This window comes from Pseudomonas sp. B7, assembly GCF_016735645.1.
Lineage (GTDB): Bacteria > Pseudomonadota > Gammaproteobacteria > Pseudomonadales > Pseudomonadaceae > Aquipseudomonas > Aquipseudomonas glycinae.
This window is the reverse complement of the sequence record NZ_JAERRE010000012.1, coordinates 150,354-171,781: the sequence shown is the minus strand read 5'-3', so window position 1 is coordinate 171,781 and position 21,428 is coordinate 150,354. Positions and strand designations below refer to the sequence as shown.

The 21,428-nt window shown below is 63.7% G+C and carries 11 protein-coding genes; 5 read left to right on the top strand and 6 right to left on the bottom strand.

Going from position 1 to position 21,428, the window contains the following annotated elements; genetic code table 11:
• The first annotated feature begins 60 nt into the window (after nt 1-60).
• Nucleotides 61-501, top strand: a complete 441-nt coding sequence (locus tag JKA62_RS25125; RefSeq protein ID WP_011335081.1) for a hypothetical protein — start codon at nt 61-63, stop codon at nt 499-501.
• 78 nt (nt 502-579) lie between these two features.
• On the opposite strand, the gene JKA62_RS25120 is transcribed toward JKA62_RS25125, so the two are convergent.
• Complete coding sequence (locus JKA62_RS25120; protein ID WP_011335082.1) at nt 580-1,668, bottom strand: DUF1615 domain-containing protein; 1,089 nt, start codon at nt 1,666-1,668, stop codon at nt 580-582.
• 194 nt (nt 1,669-1,862) lie between these two features.
• Between JKA62_RS25120 and JKA62_RS25115 the strand changes: the two genes are divergently transcribed.
• Nucleotides 1,863-3,398: an FAD-dependent oxidoreductase gene (locus tag JKA62_RS25115; protein ID WP_011335083.1), complete on the top strand. Its 1,536-nt coding sequence runs from the start codon at nt 1,863-1,865 to the stop codon at nt 3,396-3,398.
• A gap of 4 nt (nt 3,399-3,402) precedes the next feature.
• Here the strand turns inward: JKA62_RS25115 and hemB are convergent, their stop codons facing one another.
• Both hemB and JKA62_RS25105 read right to left on the bottom strand, forming a co-directional pair.
• Nucleotides 3,403-4,377, bottom strand: a complete 975-nt coding sequence (hemB, locus tag JKA62_RS25110) for a porphobilinogen synthase (RefSeq protein WP_011335084.1) — start codon at nt 4,375-4,377, stop codon at nt 3,403-3,405.
• 142 nt (nt 4,378-4,519) lie between these two features.
• Complete coding sequence (locus JKA62_RS25105; protein ID WP_041475358.1) at nt 4,520-5,218, bottom strand: glutathione S-transferase family protein; 699 nt, start codon at nt 5,216-5,218, stop codon at nt 4,520-4,522.
• A 294-nt stretch (nt 5,219-5,512) separates the two neighbouring features.
• Here JKA62_RS25105 and JKA62_RS25100 point away from each other — a divergent pair, with 294 nt between their 5' ends.
• A complete protein-coding gene (locus tag JKA62_RS25100) occupies nt 5,513-6,187 on the top strand; it encodes a hypothetical protein (RefSeq protein ID WP_011335086.1) in 675 nt (224 codons plus the stop codon).
• 27 nt (nt 6,188-6,214) lie between these two features.
• Here JKA62_RS25100 and mnmH read toward each other — a convergent pair whose 3' ends face one another.
• The 3 genes from mnmH to JKA62_RS25085 form a co-directional block, all read right to left on the bottom strand.
• Nucleotides 6,215-7,318, bottom strand: a complete 1,104-nt coding sequence (gene mnmH, locus JKA62_RS25095; RefSeq protein WP_011335087.1) for a tRNA 2-selenouridine(34) synthase MnmH — start codon at nt 7,316-7,318, stop codon at nt 6,215-6,217.
• Nucleotides 7,318-8,352 carry a selenide, water dikinase SelD gene (gene selD / locus JKA62_RS25090; RefSeq protein WP_011335088.1) on the bottom strand — a complete coding sequence of 345 codons (1,035 nt, stop codon included), beginning with the start codon at nt 8,350-8,352 and terminating at the stop codon, nt 7,318-7,320. The genes mnmH and selD overlap by 1 nt, the downstream gene beginning before the upstream one ends.
• Nucleotides 8,353-8,451: 99 nt before the next feature.
• Nucleotides 8,452-18,972, bottom strand: coding sequence for an autotransporter-associated beta strand repeat-containing protein (locus tag JKA62_RS25085; protein WP_201820004.1), 10,521 nt, complete (start codon nt 18,970-18,972; stop codon nt 8,452-8,454).
• 406 nt (nt 18,973-19,378) lie between these two features.
• On the opposite strand from JKA62_RS25085, the gene JKA62_RS25080 reads away from it, so the two are divergent.
• Nucleotides 19,379-20,338 (top strand): nucleoside-specific channel-forming protein Tsx, encoded by a 960-nt coding sequence (locus JKA62_RS25080; protein ID WP_201820001.1) that lies wholly within the window; start codon nt 19,379-19,381, stop codon nt 20,336-20,338.
• Nucleotides 20,339-20,352: 14 nt separating this feature from the next.
• Complete coding sequence (locus JKA62_RS25075) at nt 20,353-21,375, top strand: purine-nucleoside phosphorylase (RefSeq protein ID WP_201819997.1); 1,023 nt, start codon at nt 20,353-20,355, stop codon at nt 21,373-21,375.
• The last annotated feature ends 53 nt before the right edge of the window (nt 21,376-21,428 follow it).

Below are 21,428 nucleotides of genomic sequence, written 5' to 3'. Positions count from 1 at the left end.
AAATCCCGGGCGTAACATTGGCTCCATACCAAACAAACAACACCCCCGGAGCACAAAATCATGAAACGCCAAGTCATCCTCAGCATTGCCCTTTCGGTTCTGGCCTTCAACGCATTTGCCGCCAAACCGGCCCACACCATGATCGCCGAAGGCGGTTCGGATCGTCTGATTGAACGCCGCGTTGCCGAAGGTGGTTCGGATCGTCTGATCGAGCGCCGCGTTGCCGAAGGTGGTTCGGATCGTCTGATTGAACGCCGCGTTGCCGAAGGTGGCTCGGATCGTCTGATCGAACGTCGCGTTGCCGAAGGTGGCTCGGATCGTCTGATCGAACGTCGCGTTGCCGAAGGTGGCTCGGATCGTCTGATCGAACGTCGCGTTGCCGAAGGTGGTTCGGATCGTCTGATCGAACGCCGCGTTGCCGAAGGTGGATCGGATCGTCTGATTGAACGCCGCGTTGCCGAAGGTGGCTCGGATCGTCTGATCGAACGCCGCGTTGCCTGAATGAATGGCTTGATCGCAACAACCCAGAAAAAACCCGGCTCCCGTCAGCCGGGTTTTTTTATGCCTGTCTGATCGTCCTCAGCCCTTGGCCATGCAGCGCCGATAACGCTCGTCGACCCGTTTGGCAAACCACGCCGTGGTCAGTTTGCGGGTGATCTTCGGGCTCTGCAGCACGATGCCCGGCAGCACCGCACGGGGCAATGTCTTGCCTTCCGCACGCTCCGCCAGTTCGAAGACCCGTTGATACAGTTTGGTCTCCTCGAAGGCCAGGCTATCGCCCTTCTCCAGTTGATCGCGGATCACCGGATTGCGCATGCCCAGGGATTTGCCGAGGGTGCGCACCGCCAGTTCAGTGCTGCCCGGCATGATCGCGCCCGGGCGGATCAGGTCGCCATCCAGCGCCAGCGGAATCCCCGACGCCCGGCTGACCGCGTTCTGAAACGCCGCATTGCGACTGGCGTACCAGCCGGCGTTGAAGTCGGCGAAGCGGTACAGCGGCTCGCGATAACTCACTGGATAACCAAGCAAATGGGCGATGCCGAAATACATGCCGCCGCGACGGCTGAACACCTCGCGACGAATCGTCCCGTCCACCGGGTACGGATAGTCCTTGGCATGCTGCTCGGCGAATTCGATGCTGACCTGCATCGGCCCGCCGGTGTGCACCGGGTTGAAACCGCTGAACAGTGTCCGGCCCATCGGCACCGAGCCGATGAAGTCGTCGAAAATCGCGCTCAATTCCTTTTCGCTGCGGGCGGCGCTCAGGCGTTCGCTATAGGTCTTGCCGTTCGGCGAACGCACCTGCAAGGCGCCGCTGACCAACAGGCTCGGGATATGCACCTTGGCGGCGCGGCGGTCGATTTCGTCACGGGCGATCTTGCCCAGGCCCGGCACTGGCGGATCGACCTGAAAGGTGGATTCCTGCTCGGTGACGGCCAGCACCGAACACAGATTCTGCGTGGTCGGGCTGATGCCCTGAGCGGCGAAAGCAGCGTAGATGTCAGTGGCCCAGCCCTGGCGGTCGACGGTTTTCGCCGGCAGCAGGCGCACGATCTGCGCCTTGACCTCGGCGGGCGGGCGCGGCGCCGGTTCTTCGCTGCGTTGACCGGCGCAACCGGCCAGTACCAGCAGCGCGGCGAGGCTGACGAATAATCGTGGGGTGTGCATAACGCTTCATCCAGTCCGTTGAGCCGGGTTAACCCTACGCTCAATCGCAGGGTGCAGGATAGGACTGCGGGCCAGCGGCGCTGTTCCATCGCCCCGTTTGGCAGGCCGACTGGCCGCCCTCACCGTCTGATCCATACTTGCTGCTGCACACTCAGTGGCATGCCGCAGGTCAGGACACGCGAGGAGGACAGACCATGAACCGCAGTGATGTTCTGATCATCGGCGCGGGCCCCACCGGGCTGGTGCTGGCCCTGTGGCTGAGCAAACTGGGCGTGCGGGTGCGCATCATCGACAAGGCTTCCGCGCCGGGCACCACTTCAAGGGCGCTGGCGGTGCAGGCGCGCACCCTTGAGCTGTACCGGCAACTGGATCTGGCCGACGCGATAGTGCGTAACGGTCACCGGGTGGCGGCGGCCAATTTCTGGGTCAAGGGCAAACCTGTGGCACAACTGCCGCTGAACCGGATCGGCGAAGGCCTGACGCCCTATGCCTTTCTGGAAATGTACCCGCAGGACGAACACGAGCGACTGTTGATCGACCGCCTCGAAGACTACGACGTGACCGTCGAGCGCAACACGACGCTGGAGAGTTTCACCGAAAACGGCGACGGCCTCACCGCGCATTTGCGCCTGCCGGATGGCGAGCAGGAAATCTGCCAGGCCTGCTATCTGGCCGGGTGTGACGGCGCCCGTTCGGTCGTGCGCAAAACCCTCGACACCGGTTTTCCCGGCGGCACTTATCAGCAGATTTTCTATGTCGCGGATGTGCAGGCCAGCGGCCCGGCGCTCAACGGCGAGTTGCATCTGGATCTGGATGAGGCGGACTTTCTCGCGGTGTTCCCGCTGGCCGGCGAAGGCCGTGCGCGGTTGATCGGCACGGTGCGTGACGAACGTGCGGATCGCGCCGAAACCCTCGAGTTTTCCGATGTCAGCAATCGCGCCATCGAACATCTGAACGTGCACATCGAGGACGTCAACTGGTTCTCCACCTACCGCGTGCATCATCGGGTGGCGGATCACTTTCGCCAGGGCCGGGCGTTTCTGCTCGGCGATGCGGCGCATGTGCACAGCCCGGCCGGCGGTCAGGGCATGAACACCGGCATCGGCGATGCGATCAATCTGGCGTGGAAACTCGCGGCAGTGCTCGGCGGCGCAGCCACGCCCCAACTGCTCGACAGCTACGAAACCGAACGCATCGCCTTCGCCCGGCGACTGGTGTCGACCACCGACAAGGTCTTCAGCTTCGTCACCGCCGAAGGCCGAATGGCCGACCTGTTGCGCACGCGGCTGGCACCGTTCCTGATTCCGAAAATGGCCTCGTTCGAAACCAGCCGCGAATTCCTGTTTCGCACGGTGTCGCAGATCACCCTCAACTATCGGGGCATGGCGTTGAGTGAAGGCGTGGCCGGGCACGTCCACGGCGGTGACCGCTTGCCGTGGGCTCATGATGGCGAGGGGGACAATTACGAACCGTTGCGCCATCCGTGCTGGCAGGTGCATGTGTACGGCGACACCAGCGACGAGATGATCGCCTGGTGCAATGAACATCACTTGCCGCTGCACGTGTTCGACTGGCGCCCGGCGTTTGAAACGGCGGGACTGGGGCGCAACGGCTTTTACCTGCTGCGCCCGGATACCTACGTGGCGATTGCCGACAACAGCGCGGATCCGAAGGTGATCGAACGGTATTTCCGTGATCACGGGATCCGGCCGTTTTTCAATTGCCCCTGAAGGATCAGATCCCGGCCAGGGCCAGGTCCATCGCAAAGTAGGTGAAGATCAGATCCGCACCCGCGCGTTTGATCGCACCGAGGCTTTCGCGCACCACGCGATCTTCGTCGATAGCCCCGGCCTGGGCGCCGAACTTGATCATCGCGTACTCGCCGCTGACCTGATACGCCGCCAGCGGCAGGGTCGAGGCTTCGCGGATGTCGCGGATGATGTCCAGGTACGCGCCGGCCGGTTTGACCATCAGTGCGTCGGCGCCTTCCTGCTCGTCGAGCAACGATTCGCGCAGGGCTTCGCGGCGGTTCATCGGGTTCATCTGATAGCTTTTGCGATCGCCCTTCAGCGCGCTGCCACCAGCCTCGCGGAACGGGCCGTAGAGCGCCGAGGCGAATTTGGTCGAGTAGGCCATGATCGGAATCTGCGAGAAGCCGGCATCGTCCAGCGCCCGGCGAATCGCCCGCACCTGGCCGTCCATCGCTGCCGATGGCGCGATCACGTCGGCACCGGCACGCGCCGCCGCCACCGCTTGCTTGCCGAGGTTGATCAGGGTCTGGTCGTTGTCGACTTCATGGTTGTGCATCACGCCGCAATGGCCGTGGTCGGTGTACTCGCAGAAGCAGGTGTCTGACATCACGATCATGTCCGGCACGGCGTCCTTGGCGATCCGCGACATGCGAGACACCAGACCGTTCTCACGCCAGGTGTCGCTGCCGTTGGCGTCCAGGTGATGAGACACGCCAAACGTCATCACCGACTTGATCCCGGCCCGGGCGTAACGCTCGATCTCGCCGGCCAGTTTGCGCTCGGGAATGCGCATCACGCCGGGCATGCTCTTGATCGGCACGAAGTCGTCGATCTCTTCTTCGACGAAGATCGGCAGCACCAGATCGTTGAGGGAAAACTCGGTTTCCTGGAACAGGCTGCGCAGGCTCGCATTGCGGCGCAGACGGCGTGGACGTGCTTCGGGGAACTGACTGGACATGGGGCCTTTCCTGAAAACAGCGGATGAGACGAAAGTCGTAGGGGGCGAAGCTTATGCCTTGCGGGGGACGGGGTACAAACCTGGATCAATCAACAGTGCATTACCGGGCACGCAACAATCTGCGCACCCGGCTGCCGCACGGTCAGGAAGGAATGGTCAAGCCGCGCACAACCGCCGGCCGTGTCAGGAAGCGCTCCAGCACCCGGGTGACGTTCGGGAAGTTGTTGATGCCGACCAGATCGCCGGCTTCGTAGAAGCCGATCAGGTTGCGCACCCACGGGAACGTGGCAATGTCGGCGATGGTGTAGCGCTCGCCCATGATCCAGTCGCGCCCTTCCAGGCGGGTGTTCAGGACGTTGAGCAGGCGGCGGCTTTCCTCGACGTAGCGGTCACGGGGACGCTTGTCTTCGTAATCCTTGCCAGCGAATTTGTTGAAGAAACCGAGCTGGCCGAACATCGGACCGATGCCGCCCATCTGGAACATCAGCCACTGAATGGTTTCGTAGCGCAGCGCGCCTTCCTGGGCCAGCAATTGGCCGCTCTTGTCGGCGAGGTAGATCAGGATCGCGCCGGACTCGAACAACGGCAGCGGTTTGTCCTCGGGGCCGTGGGGGTCGATGATCGCCGGGATCTTGTTGTTCGGGTTCAGCGACAGGAACTCCGCAGACATTTGGTCGTTGGTGTCGAAGCCCACGCGGTGCGGCTCGTACGGCAGGCCGATTTCTTCGAGCATGATCGAGACCTTGACGCCGTTGGGGGTCGGCAGGGAATAGAGCTGAATCCAGTCAGGGTACTGCGCCGGCCATTTCTGGGTGATCGGGAACGCGGACAGATCAGTCATGTGTAGCATCCAGTCACAAATGAAAGGCCTGAGCATAATCCACGAACAGCGCTCTGGCTCGGGTTCTTTACGCCCTCGCCCGCCGGCTTACTTAAATCCGCAACATCCTGTGGTTAACCTTCCCTCCAACCGCACAGCCTCAACGGTAAAGTGCGGCGCACTCAAGCGGATCGAACCAAACGGGCCTCAGGGGGCTCCAAGCAAGCCAGTGATGACAGGGAAAACACCCGGCGCGCATGCACCGGTGCAGAGGTTTGTCAGCCTTAACCGAACAGACTGAAGACGCCTTATCCCATGACGAACTTGATGAAAGTCGCCAACCGCTTCAAACATCGCGCGTATGTGGCCCTGCCCACCCTGCTGGCGGTCAGCGCGCTGTTCCTGTCGCTGGAATCCAGCGAAAGCCGTGCGCAACCGGTGGACGGCACCCAGACCCTGGTGTTCCTGCGTCACGCAGAGAAACCGGCCGGCGGTCTCGGCCAGCTCAACTGCCAGGGCCTGAACCGGGCCATCGACCTGTCGACCCTGCTGCCGGAAAAATTCGGCAAGGCCGACTATGTGTTCGCCGCCAACCCGACGCGCAATGTCGAAGAAGGCGAACTGGACAATTCCTACAGCTACATCCGCCCGCTGATGACCATCAGCCCGGCCGCGATCAAACTCGGCCTGCCGGTGAACATCGAGTTCTCGGCCAACGACACCAGTGACCTGGCCCGGGAACTGACCGACGACAAGTACCACAACTCGACCATCTACACCGCGTGGTCCCATGGTTACCTTCCTGAATTGATCAACAAGGTTGCCGGCAATGCGGTAGGCGGAAAACAGAAAATCACCGATGACTGGGAATCCAGCGACTACGACTCGCTGTATGTGCTGACCCTGACCTGGCACAACGGCAAGGCCAGCCTGCAGAGCCACAGCTACAAACAGGGGCTGGATAACGGCCAGGAAAGCTGTCCGACCTGAGAGTGCCCGGGGCCCGTTCGGGCCCCGTCAGGCCTGGGATTTGCCCCGTTGACGCAGGTACTCGATAACGGCCTGCCGCTCCCCGGCAAACTCGATCCGCCCGCCCTTCTTCTCGCGCTGAAACACATACATGGGGTCGTAATACTCGCGCAGCAAGCCCTCGATCCACGCGCGATGCAACTCCACCGCCCCGCTGCGGCCCTGCTCCGCCAGCGCCTCCTCCATCAACACCCGCATCCGTCGATGCCGCTCGCCGCCCAGGCGCTTGTGCACGTTGTCGAGGCTCTCCAGCAAACGCTCGCAAAACCGCCCGAAGCCTTCCTCCCCATGCACAGCCTGAAACTCGGCAGACAAATCCACCACGTAATCGCGCAGGATCCGCTCGACGCGCTGCTCGAAACGATCTTCGAGCCAGACCATCGGGTACTGCTGCATGCCCTGATACAACGGCAAGGGCAACGCGCAGCTGCCGACCACCCGGCTCTCATCCTCCAGCACAAATTGATCGATGCCGGCAGCGCGTTTTTTCAGCAAGTCGATGGCCAGCCGATTCTCGAAATCGATGTTCGACGGCTGACCGGTGGCGCGCTTGCCGAAACTTGAGCCCCGGTGATTGGCATGGCCTTCCAGATCCACGCTGTTGCGCAGTTGCGCCAGCACTTCGGTCTTGCCGGTGCCGGTCATGCCGCCCAGCAGCACGAAATCACAGTCGGTCAAGGCTGATTCAAGAGTGTCGATCAGAAAACCCCGCAGTGCCTTGTAGCCACCGCCGATACGCGGGTAATCGACGCCGGCTTCCGACTTCAGCCACTGCTGCACGATTTGCGAACGCAGGCCGCCACGAAAGCAATACAGATAACCCTCGGGATGCGTCCGGGCAAACTCCGCCCAGGCCTGGATACGCTCTTCCTTCACCGGGCCGGACACCAGTTGATGACCCAGCTCAATGGCTGCCTGCTGACCGTGATGCTTGTAGCAAGTGCCGACCCGCTGGCGCTCGATGTCATTCATCAGCGGCAGATTGACCGCCCCTGGAAACGCGCCCTTGTGAAACTCGACCGGCGCACGGGCGTCCATCAGCGGCCGGTCGTTGAGGAAGATGTCGCGGTAGTCGGTGACGTCGATGGACATCAATTCACCTCGACCGCGTGGCTCTGTCGCCCGATCAACTCACCGATCGGCTCAAGCGCGAGGCCGAGTTCGGCAGCGACGGCGAGGAATTCGGCATTGCCTTCAGGCGTCACGGCCACCAGCAGACCGCCGCTGGTCTGCGGGTCGCACAACACTCGCTTGTGCAATTCCTGGACCCGCCCGACGCGGCTCGAATAGCTGTCGAAATTGCGCAAGGTGCCACCGGGCACGCAGCCCTGTTCGAGGTAATACTCGATGCTCGAAAGACGCGGCACCCGGTCATAGAAAACCCGCGCCGTCAGGTGACTGCCGTCGGCCATTTCTACCAGATGCCCGAGCAGGCCGAAACCGGTGACGTCGGTCATGGCGGTGACCCCGGCCAGTTTGCCGAAACGGCTGCCGGGCTTGTTCAGCGTACACATCCAGTCCCGGGCCACGCCGATGTCGTCGGGGCGCAGCTTGCCCTTCTTTTCGGCGGTGGTGAGGATGCCGATGCCCAATGGTTTGGTCAGGTACAGCAGGCAACCGGCGGTGGCCGTGTCGTTGCGTTTCATGAAGCGCTTTTCCACAAGCCCGGTGACAGCCAGACCGAAGATCGGCTCCGGTGCATCGATCGAATGCCCGCCGGCCAGTGGAATCCCCGCCGCATCGCACACCGCTCGCCCCCCCCGTATCACGTCCCGCGCCACTTCCGGCGCCAGCACATTGACCGGCCAGCCGAGGATCGCAATCGCCATCAACGGATCGCCGCCCATGGCGTAGATGTCGCTGATGGCATTGGTGGCGGCAATCCGGCCGAAGTCGAACGGGTCATCAACGATCGGCATGAAAAAATCCGTGGTCGAGACCACCCCGCGCTCGGCATCGATTTCATACACCGCCGCGTCATCGCGCGACGCGTTGCCGACCCACAGTTTCGGATCAAGATTCTGCGCCCCGCTGCCGGCCAGAATCACCTCCAGCACCTTGGGCGAAATCTTGCAGCCACAGCCGGCGCCGTGGCTGTATTGGGTCAGACGGATGGGCTCGGTCATGGGGCAGTCTCCGGGAGGCAGTGGAAGGGATTTTAGCAGAGGGGTCGGCAGGCAAAAAAAAGCCGCCCTTGCGGGCGGCTGAAGTGCTTCGCTCCTGAATCAGAACCCAAGGCTGAAGCTGATAGTCATCGCATGGTCGTTGCTCTCGTTCGACAGCTGCCCCGAGTAACCGATACCGAGTTTGCCGGTCGGGCTGATCTGGAAGTCCACGCCCGCTTCGACCACTGCGCTGTCCTTGGCAATCGGTACGCCCTGGGTGTTGAACGAGGCGCCGCCGTCGATGAAGGTCAAGTCGGCGTCGGGTTTGGTGTCACCGAAGGCATGCCGCCAGCCGAGGGCTGCGCGCGGGGTGAATTGCCCGCCGTTGGCCAGGGTGATGACCTTGCCGGCGCGCACGCCCAGGGTCGAGAAGGTGATGTCCTGATCGGACTCGGCGCGCAGGCGCCCCACCCCGCCTTTTTCCTTGGCCTTGTCGCTGTCGTAGTTGACGTACGCCAGACCGGCGAACGGTTCCAGAGCGATCCCGGCCGCTTCGATGGCATAGCCGACTTCACCGAACACTTGGGCGCTGCGGGCGTCGTAATTGGCCTTCAACCGATCGTTGTAGGCGCCGACGCTGACGTCGCGTTTGGTCTCGATGTCATGCCAGCTGTACGCCGCACCAAGGCGCACTGCCAACGCATCGAATTGCGAGTTGAGGTACGCCGCCAGGTGGTAGCTCTCGACCGTGGCATTCGAACGACGATCATGGGCATCCAGATCGCTGCGGGTGTAGCCGGCGGCCATGCCGACGCGCCATTGGTCGTCGAGCTGCTTGTCGGTGCCGAGCATGAAGCCACTCAGGTTGCGATCCAGTTTCGCGCTGTTGCTGTCGCCGTCCGACTCGCCCCAGGCGCCGAGTGCGCGGGCCCAGCCGACCATTTCGCCGTGGCAACCGTTGCTGGTCAGCTGGTTGTCGCTCGGGGCCAGGGCGCGGCGTGGATCGTCCGGTGCGCTGCACGACGGCTGGCGCATGCGGTCGTTGACCGCGTCCCGCACGTACCGCGAATCCTCTAGGATTGCGCTGGCGGTGCTGGCATGGATTTCCCCCGACAGGCTGTCGAAGGCGTTCCGTGCATCGGCCACGCTTAGGTTGACGATTTCATTTTGCAACACCGCACCGGCTGCGCCATTGCGCATCAACGCCGAAGCGGTGTTGCCCTGGTTGCCAGTGGCGGCGACGTCGACGAACGAATTGCCGTTGCGGCTGACGACCAGATTCACCGCGTTGGCATCGTAGGCCAGCGTCGTATTCAGGAACGCGTATTGCGGCAGATCAGCGGCGCTGAAGGTGCCAGTTACCCCGCCGCCAGCGGTGATCAACGAATACACGGCGTTACCGGTAAACGGCGCAAGGCTGTTGACCAGCAGGCCACCACCAAGAGTCGCCGTGCCACCGACGGCCAGCGGCGTCGCCGTTGGCGAACTGACGGTCAGGGCCAGCAGACCGTCGGCGGCGTTGGTCAGGTTACCGGTTACGCTCAGCGTACCGGCCTCGGCACCGGAAGAAACCACCCCGTGGTTGACCACTGAACCGACGCTGCCATTACCGCTCAAGCCCGCGCCATTGGCCACCGTAACCTGCCCGCCCAGGGAAGCCCTCGCCGCAGGACTGCCGACCTGCAGCACGCCCTGATCCACTGACACCGTGCCGCTGAACGGATGATTACCGGTCAACAACAACGTCCCGCTGCCACGTTTGGCCAATGCCCCTAGGCCGCTGAGTGTCCCGTTGAACTGGCCATTGGCGTTTTGCTGGAACACCAGCGATGCGTTGTTGAGGATGTTGCCCTGCAGGCTGGTGGTGTTGCCGATCAACGTACCGCCGCTGACCGTGGTTCCCCCGCTGTAAGTATTGGCGCCACTGAGGATCAGGGTGCCGGAATCGAGCTTCTCGATCCCGCCGCTGCCAATCAGCGGTACGGAAATTTCCGCGCTCGCCCCGGCATTGACCCGCACCGGAGCAAGACTGCCGCCAGGCCCGTTGACCGGCGTCAGCGTGCCGCCGGCGCCCGGAATCAGGCTGTAACCGTTGGTGAGGAACTGCAACCCGGTGAAGTTCTGGTTGCCTTGTACGGTGACCGTGCCAGCCTGTCCTCCGAACACTGCGAACTGACCGCTGGAGGCCTGCGCCTGAGTCCCGGTCGGATCGGTCCAGTTGGTGCCCGGCCCCCACACGCCGCTGCCACCACCGATGCTGCCGTCCGGATTGGTCTTGCCGCCGTTCCAGAACTGCACTTCATTCGGCGCGTTCTGCACCAGCAGGTTGACCTGATTGGCCAGCGCGGTCTGCAGGGTCAGGTTGGCCGCCGACACCGGCAGGCTGCCGTAGACCAGACCGTTGTCGGTCAGGCTGCCACCGTAGGTGAACAGTTGATAGACCCCGGTGCCGAAGCCGCCGGCGTTGCTGATGTTCAGTGTGCCGTCGAGGGTCAGGTTGCCGGCGACGTTGACCACCGTTGTAGAGCTGGCGGCCGAGCCGAGAGTGAAGTCCAGGTTGGTGCCCGAAGACAACGCCAGCGAACCGACCGACAACGGCGTTGCACTGCCGCCACCGGTCAACGTCGCACCGTTGGCCAGTTGCACGGCGCCGGCGAACACGCCGCTGCCGCCGATTTTCGCCCCACTGGCGACGTTGACGTTGGCACTGTTGAGCACACCGTTGACGTTCAGCGCACCGGCCTGCACCGCAGTGTTGCCGGTGAAGGTGTTGTTGCCGGTCAGCAGCAAGGCACCGATGCCGGTTTTGTTCAAGTTGCCGGCGCCGGTCAGATTGCCGGTATAGCTGCCGTCGCTGTTCTGCTCGAAGGTCAGCGTCGCGTTGTTGACGATGGCGCCTTGCAGGCTGCTGGTGTCGCCACGGGTGCTGCCGCCGCTCAGCTTCGTACCGCCGCTGTAGGTGTTGGCGCCGCTGAGCACGAGGTCGCCACCGCCGTTTTTCACCAGACTGCCGCTGCCGGTGATTGCACCAATCAGGGTGGCGTTCTGGTTGCCGGCCAGGGTCAGTTGCGCACCCAGGTTGATGGCGTTGGCCAGTTGCAGCGCGCTGGTGCTATCCAGGGTGCCGTTACCCAGCACGCTGAGGGCGCCGCTGCTGATCGCGCTGTTGTTGCCGAGGATCAGCGAACCGCCGGACAGTTGAGTACCGCCGCTGTAAGTGTTGCTGCCGTTGAGAGTCAGGCTCGATGCGCCGGTCTTGATCAGACTGCCGCTGCCGCTGACCACACCGTCGAGGGTCAATGCGTTGGCGCCGGCGACGGTGAGTCCGCCGTTGAGCACCACGGCGTTGGCCAGACTGACCGCTGCGTTGCTGTCCAGCGCCGTGCCGTTGGCGGCGGTCAATACGCCGGTGCCGAGGGCCGCGTTGTTGCCGACCACGATTTTGCCGCCATTGAGCGCGGTGCCGCCGGTGTAGCCGTTGGCGGCGTTCAGCACCAGGGTGCCGGTGTCGTATTTGCCCAGCGTGCCGGCTCCATTGAGCGCCACGCCCACAGTGGCGGTGACGTTCGGATCGACCCGTACGGTCGCGTTGCCCAACGAACCGTTGGCCAGATTCAACGAACCGGCCGTGCCGTTCTGCAGGCTGTAGCCATCGGTGACGAACTGCATGCCGGTGATGGTTTGCGCGCCGTTCACGGTCACGGTACCCGCCGTGCCCTGGAATACCGCGAAGTTGTTGGTCCAGGCCTGATTGGTGGTGCCGTTGACGTCGGTCCAGTTGGTGGTGCCGGTGCCCCAGGTGCCGCTGCCGCCATCCACCGAACCGTTGGCGACGAGCTGGTTGCCGTCCCAGAACTGCACGGTGACGCCCGGTGCGGTGACCAGCAGGTTGATCTGGTTGGCCAGCGCGGTTTGCAGGGTCAGGTCGCCCGGGTTGACGCTGCCCGGCACGGTGCCGATCAGCATGCCGTTGTCGGTCAGGCCACCGGTGTAGTTGATCAACCGGTACACGCCGCTGCCGAAACCGCCGATGTCGCTGACGTTGAGGGTGCCGTCGAGGGTCAGGTTGCCGTCGACGTTGACCAGTGCGTTGCCGCCACCGGAGACCGGTGTACCGAGGCCGACATCGAAGTTGGAGTTGCCGTTGAACACCAGCGAATTCACCGAAAGCGTGCTACCGGTGGCGCCTGCCAGATGACCGCCGTCCGCCACGGTCACGGCCCCGCCGAGCGAGCCGCCGCCGGTCAGGGTGCCGCCGCTGTTGACCAGCACACTGGCGCTGTCCAGCGAGCCGCTGACGTTCAAGGTGCCGGCGTTGACCGTGGTGTTGCCGGTCAGGCTGTTGAGGCCGGTCAGAGTCAGCGTACCGGTGCCGAGTTTGCTCAACTCGCCGGTGCCGGTGAGCACACCGCCGAAAATGCTGCTGGCGTTGTTGCCGCCGATGCTCAGCGTGTTGCCGCCGCCGATCAGTGCAGTGCCGCTGCCGGTCAGGCTGGCGAGGCTGCCGGAACCGCCGAGGTTGAGGGTCGCCGCAGCGCCGAGATTGATTCCGGCATTGCTGCCCAGTGCCGAGTTGCCCAGGGTGGTCAGGCTGCCGGATTGCACGTCGAAGGTGCCGCTGAAGGTATTGTTGCCGGACAGCGTCAGGTCGGCCAGACCGTTCTTGGTCAGGGTGCCGGCCCCGGCGATCACGCCGCCGAGCGTCAGGTTGTTGTTACCGGCCACGCTCAGGTTGGCATTGACGTTGACGTCGTTGGCCAGCACCAGCGGCGCAGTGGTATCGAGGGTAGCAGCGCCCGCCACGGTTACCGCGCCGGAGCCCAGACCCGCCGAGGTGCCGAGGGTCACGGTGCCGGCGTTCAGCGTGGTACCGCCGCTGTAGGTGTTGATGCCGTTGAGGGTCAGGTTGGAGGCGCCGTTCTTGATCAGACCGCCGGTGCCGCTGACCACGCCGCTGAGTGCCACATCGCTGTTGCCGGTGTTGGTCAGGTTGGCGTTGAGCACCACGTTGTTGCCCAGCGACACCGAAGTGTTGCTGTCCAGCGCTGAGGCGCCGGCCACGGTCAGGTTGCCCAGACCGAGAGCGCCGTTGCTGCCGGCGGTCAGGGTGCCGGCGTTGAGGGTGATGCCGCCGAGGAAGTTGTTGGCCCCGCTCAGGATCAGGTTGGCCGCGCCGTTCTTGGTCAGGCTGCCGGCGCCGTTGATCGCGCCGCTGAGGGTCAGATCGTTGCTGCCGACGATGCCGAGGTTGCCCGCCAGGTTGATCGCATTACCCGCCGTGAAAGCGCCGCTGACATCCAGAGTGGTGCCGTTGGCCGCGTTCAGGGTGGCCGAACCCAGTGCGCTGTTCGACGCCAGAATCAGACCGCCCGCGTTCAATGCCACCGGCCCGAGGAAGGCGTTGTTGCCGCCAAGGGTCAGGCTGGCCGAACCGTTCTTGATCAAGCCGCCGGTGCCGGAAATGACACCGTTGAGGGTCAGCGCATTGCTGCCGAGTATCGTCAGGTTGCCGTTCAGCGTGGCCGCGTTGGCCAGGGTCACGGCGGTGTTGCTGTCCAGTTGCGTGCCGGCATTGGCGATCAGCGCGCCAGTGCCCAAGGCGGTGTTGCTGCCGACCACCAGGGTGCCGCCGTCCAGTTGCGTGCCGCCGCTGTAGCTGTTGGCACCGTTGAGCACCAGGGTGCCCGCGTCGAGTTTGTTGAGGATGCCGCTGCCGTCGATGTTCACGCCGACCGTGGCGGTCACGCCCGGGTCAACGCGCATCGCCGTGGTGCCGCCGGTGCCGTTGACGGCGGTCAGCAGTCCCGAAGTGCCGTTGACCACGTTGTAGCCATCGGTGAGGAACTGCATGCCAGTGAACAGTTGCGTGCCGTTGACCGCTACCGTGCCGGCCGTGCCCTGGAATACCGCGAAGTCGCCGGCCCAGGTCTGGTTCACCGTGCCGCTGGAATTGGTCCAGTTGGTGCCGCCTGCAGTCCATGTGCCGGTGCCGCCATCCACGGTGCCGTTGGCGATCGTCTGGCTGCCGTCCCAGAAACGCAGGTTGGTGTTCGGCGCCGACACCACCAGGTTGATCTGAGTGCCAAGGGTCTGCACGAGGATGTCGCCGAGGCCATAACCCACCGGCACTCCGGCCACGGTCAGGCCGTTGTCGGTCAGCGCGCCGATGTAGTTGAACAAGCGGTAGACACCGACGCCGAAACCGCCGGCATCGGTGACGTTGAGGTTACCGTCGAGGGTCAGGTTGCCGCCGATGTCCATCAGCGACGTGGTCGATGGCGTCGCGAGGTTCGCATCGATATTGCTGTTGGCGGCCAGAACCAGTGACGCTGCAGACAGGGTGGTGCCCGACGACAACGCCAGGTGGCCGCCGTCGTTGACGTTGAGGGCTCCGAGAATCGAACCGCTGCCGGTCACGGTCGCGCCGGTATTGACGTTGACCTGGGCACTCGCCAGCGAACCGCTGAGATTCAAGGTGCCGCCGTTGACCGCGGTGTTGCCGATGATGCCGTTGATCCCGGTCAGGTTCAGGGTGCCGGTGCCGACCTTGGTCAGGCCGCCGTTGCCGCTGAGGTCGCCGTCGAAGGTGCTGGTGCTGCTGACTCCGCCCACGGTCAATGTGTTGCCGCCGCCGATCTGCACGCTGCCGCTACCGCTCAGGCCATTGAGGCTGGCGTTGCTGCCCAGATTGAGACTGGCACCGGCGCTGATGTCGGCGCCGGAGGTATTGCCCAGCGCCCCGCTGCTCACGGTGGTGACGCTGCCCGCGGCAATGTTCAGCGCACCGGTGAAGGTGTTGTTGCCGCTGAGGGTCAGGTCGTCCAGGCCGGTCTTGGTCAGGCTGCCGGCGCCGTCGATCACGCCGCTGAGGGTCAGGCCGTTGTTGCCGGCCAGGGTCAGCCCGGCATCGAGGGTGATGTTGTTGCCGAGGGTGAAAGCGGTGCTGTTGTCCAGCGTCGCGGCGCCACCGACGGTGAGCGTGCCGCTGCCCAATGCGCCGGGCGCGCCGAGGGTCAGGGTGCCGGCGTTGAGGGTGGTGCCGCCGCTGAAGGTGTTGGTGCCATTGACGGTCAGGTTGGCGCTGCCGTTCTTGACCAGTTGGCCGGTGCCACTGAGCACGCCGCCGAGGGTCAGGTTCTGCGAGCCGCCGACGCTCAGCGCCGCATTGAGCACGACCGCGTTGGCCAGGCTGACCAGCGGCGAACTGCTGTCGAGGGTTGCTGCCCCGCCGACGGTCAAGGCGCCGGTGCCGAGCGCCGAACTGTTGCCAACGGTCAGGGTACCGGCGTTCAGGGTGGTGCCGCCGACGTAGGTGTTGGTGCCATTGAGGTTCAGATTGGCCGCACCGTCTTTCACCAGGCTGCCGGCACCGGCGACGGTGCCGGTGAGGGTCAGGTCCGCGCTGCCGCCGACATTGAGCGCGCCTGCGAGGTTGATCTGATTGCCCAGAGTGACGGCGGTATTGGTATCCAGCGTGGTGCCGGCCGCCGCGTTCAATGCGCCGCTGCCGATTGCGGTATTGCTGCCGACAATCAGCTTGCCGACGTTGAGTGCGGTGTTGCCGAAATAGGTATTGGCGCCGTTGAGGATCAGATCGGCGGGGCCGCTTTTGGTCAGACCACCGACACCCGAGACCACGCCCGCGAGGGTCAGCGCGTTGCTACCGCCGAGGGTCACGTTACCGCCGAGGTTTACGTTATTCGCCAGACTCGTCGCGGTGCTGGCATCCAGCGTGGTGCCATTGGCGGCGTTGAGTACGCCAGTGCCGAGGGCGGTGTTGGAGCCGACGAGCAGAGTCCCGGCGTTCAGCGACGTAGCACCGGTGTAGGTGTTGTTGCCGGTCAGGGTCAGGGTTGAAGCACCGGTCTTGATCAGGTTGCTGGCGCCGCTGATCACACCGCCGAGGGTCAGCGGGTTGGCGCCGCCGGTAGTGAGGTTGGCGTTCAGCGCAATGGCGTTGTTCAGCGTCACGTTGGCGCTGCTGTTGAGCGTGCCGCCCGACCCGCCCACGGTCAGCGTGCCGGTGCCGAGCGCCGCGCCGTTGCCGACGGTCAAGCTTCCGGCGTTGAGTGCGGTGCCGCCGGTGAAGGTGTTGGCGCCGTTGAGGGTCAGGTTGGCCGTGCCGTTCTTGATCAATTGACTGGCGCCGCTGATCACCCCGCCAAGGGTCAGTGCATTGCTGCCGCCGATCCCCAGATTGCTGTTGAGAATGACGTTGTTGTTCAGCGTCACCGCGGTATTGCTGTCGAGGGTCGCCGCGCCGCCGACAGTGATATTGCCACTGCCCAGCGCAGCGTTGGCACCCGCTGTGATGGTGCCCGCGTTCAATGCAATAGCACCGAGAAACGTGTTGGTGCCGTTGAGAATCAGGTTCGCCGCGCCGTTCTTGGTCAGCCCGCCGCTGCCGCTGACGACGCCATCGAGGGTCAGATTGGCATTGCCGGCGATATTCAGGTTGCCGCCGAGGGCGACCGCGTTGCTCAACGCCACGCTGGTACTGGCGTCGAGGGTGGTGCCCGCCGCCGTGGTCAGTGCGCCGGTGCCGAGCGCGGTGTTGGAACCGATGATCAGCGTCCCGTTGTTCAGCGCTGTACCGCCGGAGAAGGTGTTGTTGCCGCTGAGGGTCAGATTCGCGGTGCCGCCCTTGATCAGATTGCCGGCGCCGCTGATGACCCCGCTCAAGCCCAGTGCCTGAGTACCGCCGATGGTCAGATCCGCCGCCAGCGCCACCGCGTTGGCCAGGGTCACGGCGGTGGTCGCATCCAGCGTGGTGCCGGCCGCCGCGTTCAACGCGCCCGTGCCGAGGGCGGTGTTGCTGCCGACGAGCAAGCTGCCGCCGTTGAGAGCGGTGCTGCCGCTGTTGGTGTTGTTGCCGGTCAGGGTCAGACTGGCGCTGCCGCTCTTGGTGATCGAGCCGGTGCCGGACACGATGCCGGCCAGGGTCAGGGCATTGCTGCCGAGCACATTCAACGTACCGGTGATGCCGACGTTGTTGGCCAAGGTCACGTTGCCGGTGCTGTCGAGACTGGTGCCGTTGCTGGTGTTGAGGACCCCGGTGCCCAATGCGTTGTTGTTGCCGACGCGCAAGGTCCCGGCGCTGAGGCTGGTGATCCCGGTGTAGGTGTTGATGCCGTTGAGGGTCAGGCTGCCGCTGCCGGTTTTGGTCAGGTTGGCGGCGCCGCTGATCACCCCGCCCAGGGTCAGCGCACCGGTGCCGGTCGCGGTCAGGGTGCTGTTGAGCGTGATCGCGTTCGCCAGCGAAATCGGCGTCGTTGCCGAGATGCTCGAAGCGCCGCCGACTGTAATGCCGCCAGTGCTGAATGCCGAGTTATTACCCACTAGCACTGTGCCGCCGTTGAGCACAGTGTTGCCGGTGTAAGTGTTGATGCCGTTGAGGTTGATCTGGCCGCTGCCGATCTTGGTCAGACCGCCGGTGCCGGAAATCACCCCGTTGAGGGTCATGCCGTTGATGCCCTGCAGGGTCAGACCGCTCGCGCCCAGGTTGATCTGGTTGCCCAGCGTCAAACCGGCATTGCTGGCCTGAAGGATCCCGCCGTTGGACGTCAGCACACCGCTGCCGAACGCCGCGTTGTCGTTGAACTGCGCGACACCGCCATTGAGTGTGGTCGCCCCGCTGACCAACGGCCCCTGCAAGGTCCAGGTGCCGCTGTTGAGGGTCAGGTTGTTGAAGTTGACATAGGTCGCGCTGGACGCAGTGCCGGTCCCGGTGACGCCACCACCGACGCCGATCGGGTTTTGCAGGATCAGCGTGTTGGTGCCCCCCGCGCCGCCATCGATGGTGCCGGTCGGGGCGAAAGTCAGGTTGATGCCGATCAGGCCACCGAGGCCGACGGACACTTGCACGCCGTCACCGACGTTAACGCTGGAACCGGTGATCGCGTAGAAGGTGTTGGTGCTGCCCGCCCCCATCGACACGCCGCCGGTGATGTTACCGGCGTTGGTGAAGGTGTTGCCCGCCACCGACGTCTCGAACGCGACCCGGCCGTTGATCGTACCGCTCGCGCTGTTGGTCATGTTGACTTGCGAGCCGCCATACACCCCGACCACCGGGGTATCGGCCAGGGTGATGCCGCCGACCGACAGCCCGGTGGAGGTAATCGTGCCGTCGTTGGTGATGGTCGTGGTGCCCGACACCGAGTTGTTCACACCAATCCCCAGACCGTCGATGCTGGTCAGGTTAAGGCCGAGCAACATGCCGGTGCCGCGAATGAGCCCGGTGGTGTTGTTGACGATGCTCACCGTGCTGGTTGCACCGGTGCCGATGAACGCACCGCCACTGAGGATCGACACCAGGCCGAGCAAGGCCGGGTCGAGGGTGCCGGAGTTGTTGAGGTTGATGTTGGCCCCGGTCAGGTTGATCACCTTGCCGCCCAGCGTCGCGTTCATCTGCGCGCCGTTGGTGACGTTGACCGTCAGGCCGCTGGTGGCGCTGCTGTAATCATTGAGAAACAGCGGCAGGGTCGGGACGCCCGAACAGGTAATCGTGGAACCCGCCGCCGAACAGGTGGCGAACGCCTGCTCGCTGACACCACCGAACAGCAGCCCGGCGACGCTCAGATGCACAGCAAGGGACAGAGGGGAAAAACGCGAGACGAGGGCAACACCAAACCTTGCTTCCACGGGCTACTCCTTGCGTGGCCAATTTCGTCCTTGAAGGCGTGCGAATGCAGCAAGACCCAGCACGCATCAAGCGTATGACGGTCATCAGATAAACCGTCGCTTTCCAGACACACGCTAGTTGATGCCCTTCGATGGGGCACCGGTTAAATAGTGTTAATACTTTTGTGCGATAAGGCCCTGCGTCGATACTTCCGGCCGTTCTGAGCAAGGTGATGAGGGTTTTCGCAGGCCCTTTTCAGGAGCTGACCGAGTCGCCAGGTAAACCCGCGAATCGATCGATTTTTCAGCGACTTGAGAAACTGGTACGGCTTGTGCAAACGTTTGCTAGTCGCTATTGACTGCGTTTTCGTTACAAAACCGTACAGGGCCCATCATTTCGGGCCTTGATCTGCAAAAAGGACTTTGAATGTACGTTTCTTCCTGCCACCGCCGTCGCGGTGCACGCACCTTTGCTGTTTCCCTGCTACTGGCCGGCGTTACTGGAGTTCTCAGTCACACCGCATTGGCGCAACCTGCCCTGCCCGAGGAATCCGCCCAGGGTGAAGCCCTCAGCCCCGAAGCCAGCCCGCCGAAAAAAGGCGCGTACCTGTCGGACTGGTACAACCAGGATCTGATGCTGATCGGCAGCAAGGACATCAGTTTCGGTCCGCAACCGGCCGACGACATCTACCTCGAATACGAGTACTTCGGGCGCAAGGGTCCGTTCGAGCTGTACGGCTACATCGACATTCCGAAGATCTTCAACATCGGCAACAGCCACGACAAAGGCGTGTGGGACCATGGCTCTCCGGTGTTCATGGAGCACGAACCGCGGATCTCCATCGACTACCTCGCCGGCCGCAGCCTGGCCATCGGGCCGTTCAAGGAATGGTACGTGGAGTTCGACTGGATCTACGACCACGGCAGCCGCAAAGAGAACCGCGCCAACACACTGTACAGCGGCTTCGGCACCGACATCGACACCCATTCAAGGGTCAATCTGTCGGCCAACCTGTACGGACGCTACCAGTGGGAAAACTACGGGGCCAGCAACGAGTATTCGTGGGACGGCTACCGCGCGCAGCTCAAGTACATCGTGCCGATCGACAAATTCAGCAATGGCGCCTCGCTGACCTACATCGGCTTCACCAACTTCGATTTCGGCTCGGACCTGCACAAGGACAACCCGGCGCGCACTGCCAATGCCACGGTGGCGACCAACGTCTTGCTGTACTCGTTCACACACCTGCGTTTCACCCTGGTCGGCCGTTATTTCCACAACGGCGGCAACTGGGAGGATGGCAGCGAGCTGAACTTCGGCGACGGCAACTTCCGGGCGCGCTCAAATGGCTGGGGTTACTACGCCGGCATCGGTAATCAGTTCTGAATCCAGGAGCAATCATGAAAGCAATGACGCGTGTATCACTGGCCGCTGCCGCCCTGTTCTCTTCCAGCGCATGGGCGGCCGAGGCGCCGATTCAGCCGAAAGTGGTGCTGATCACCATGTTCGCCCCGGAGGCACAGCACTGGATCGATCGCCTCGAGCTCACACAGGAAATCCGCGTGCCGGGCCTGTCGGCCGAATACCCGACCATCCGCTGCAACACGCAGCAAGTGTGCCTGCTGACCACCGGCATGGGCCAGACCAACGCCGCCGCCTCGACCCTGGCACTGGCGCTGTCACCGAAATTCGACCTGCGCAAAAGCTACTTCCTGATCGCCGGGATTGCCGGTATCAGCCCGAAACACGGGACCATCGGCACTGCCGCCTGGGCGCATTACCTGGTCGAGTTCGGCACCCAGTGGGAACTGGATTCCCGCGACGCGCCATCGAGTTGGCCGACCGGATACCTGGGCATCAACACCAAGGGCCCGAACGAAAAACCACCGCTGGACTACAAGACCGAAGTCTTCGAACTCAACCCGAAACTGCAGGCCAAGGCCTACGCCCTGAGCCACAAGGTCGAACTGAGCGAGAGCAAGGAATCGGCGGTGTGGCGCCTAAAATACCCGGCAGCGCCGGCCAATCAGCCGCCGGTGGTCACCCGTTGCGACACGCTGGCGGGCAATACCTGGTTCTCCGGCACGCGTCTGAGCGAACGCGCCGAGGTCTGGACCAAACTGCTGACCGACAACCAGGGTGAATACTGCACCACCCAACAGGAAGACAACTCCACCTACGAAGCCTTGCTGCGCGCCAGCCGCGAGGGCCTGGTGGACGTGCAGCGCCTGGCCGTGGTGCGCGCCGGCTCCGACTTCGACCGTCCGGCGCCCGGCGGCAGCGAAGTGGACAACCTGCTCAAGTATGCCGATCAGGGCGGATTTGTGCCGGCACTGGAAAACCTCTACCGCGCGGGCAATCCGTTGGTGCAGGACATCCTGAAGAACTGGTCGGCGTGGGAGAACGGCGTCCCGCAATCCTGAGACCCAAAAAACCGTGGGAGCGAATTCGCTCCCACCGTTTTGTGATGTCATGA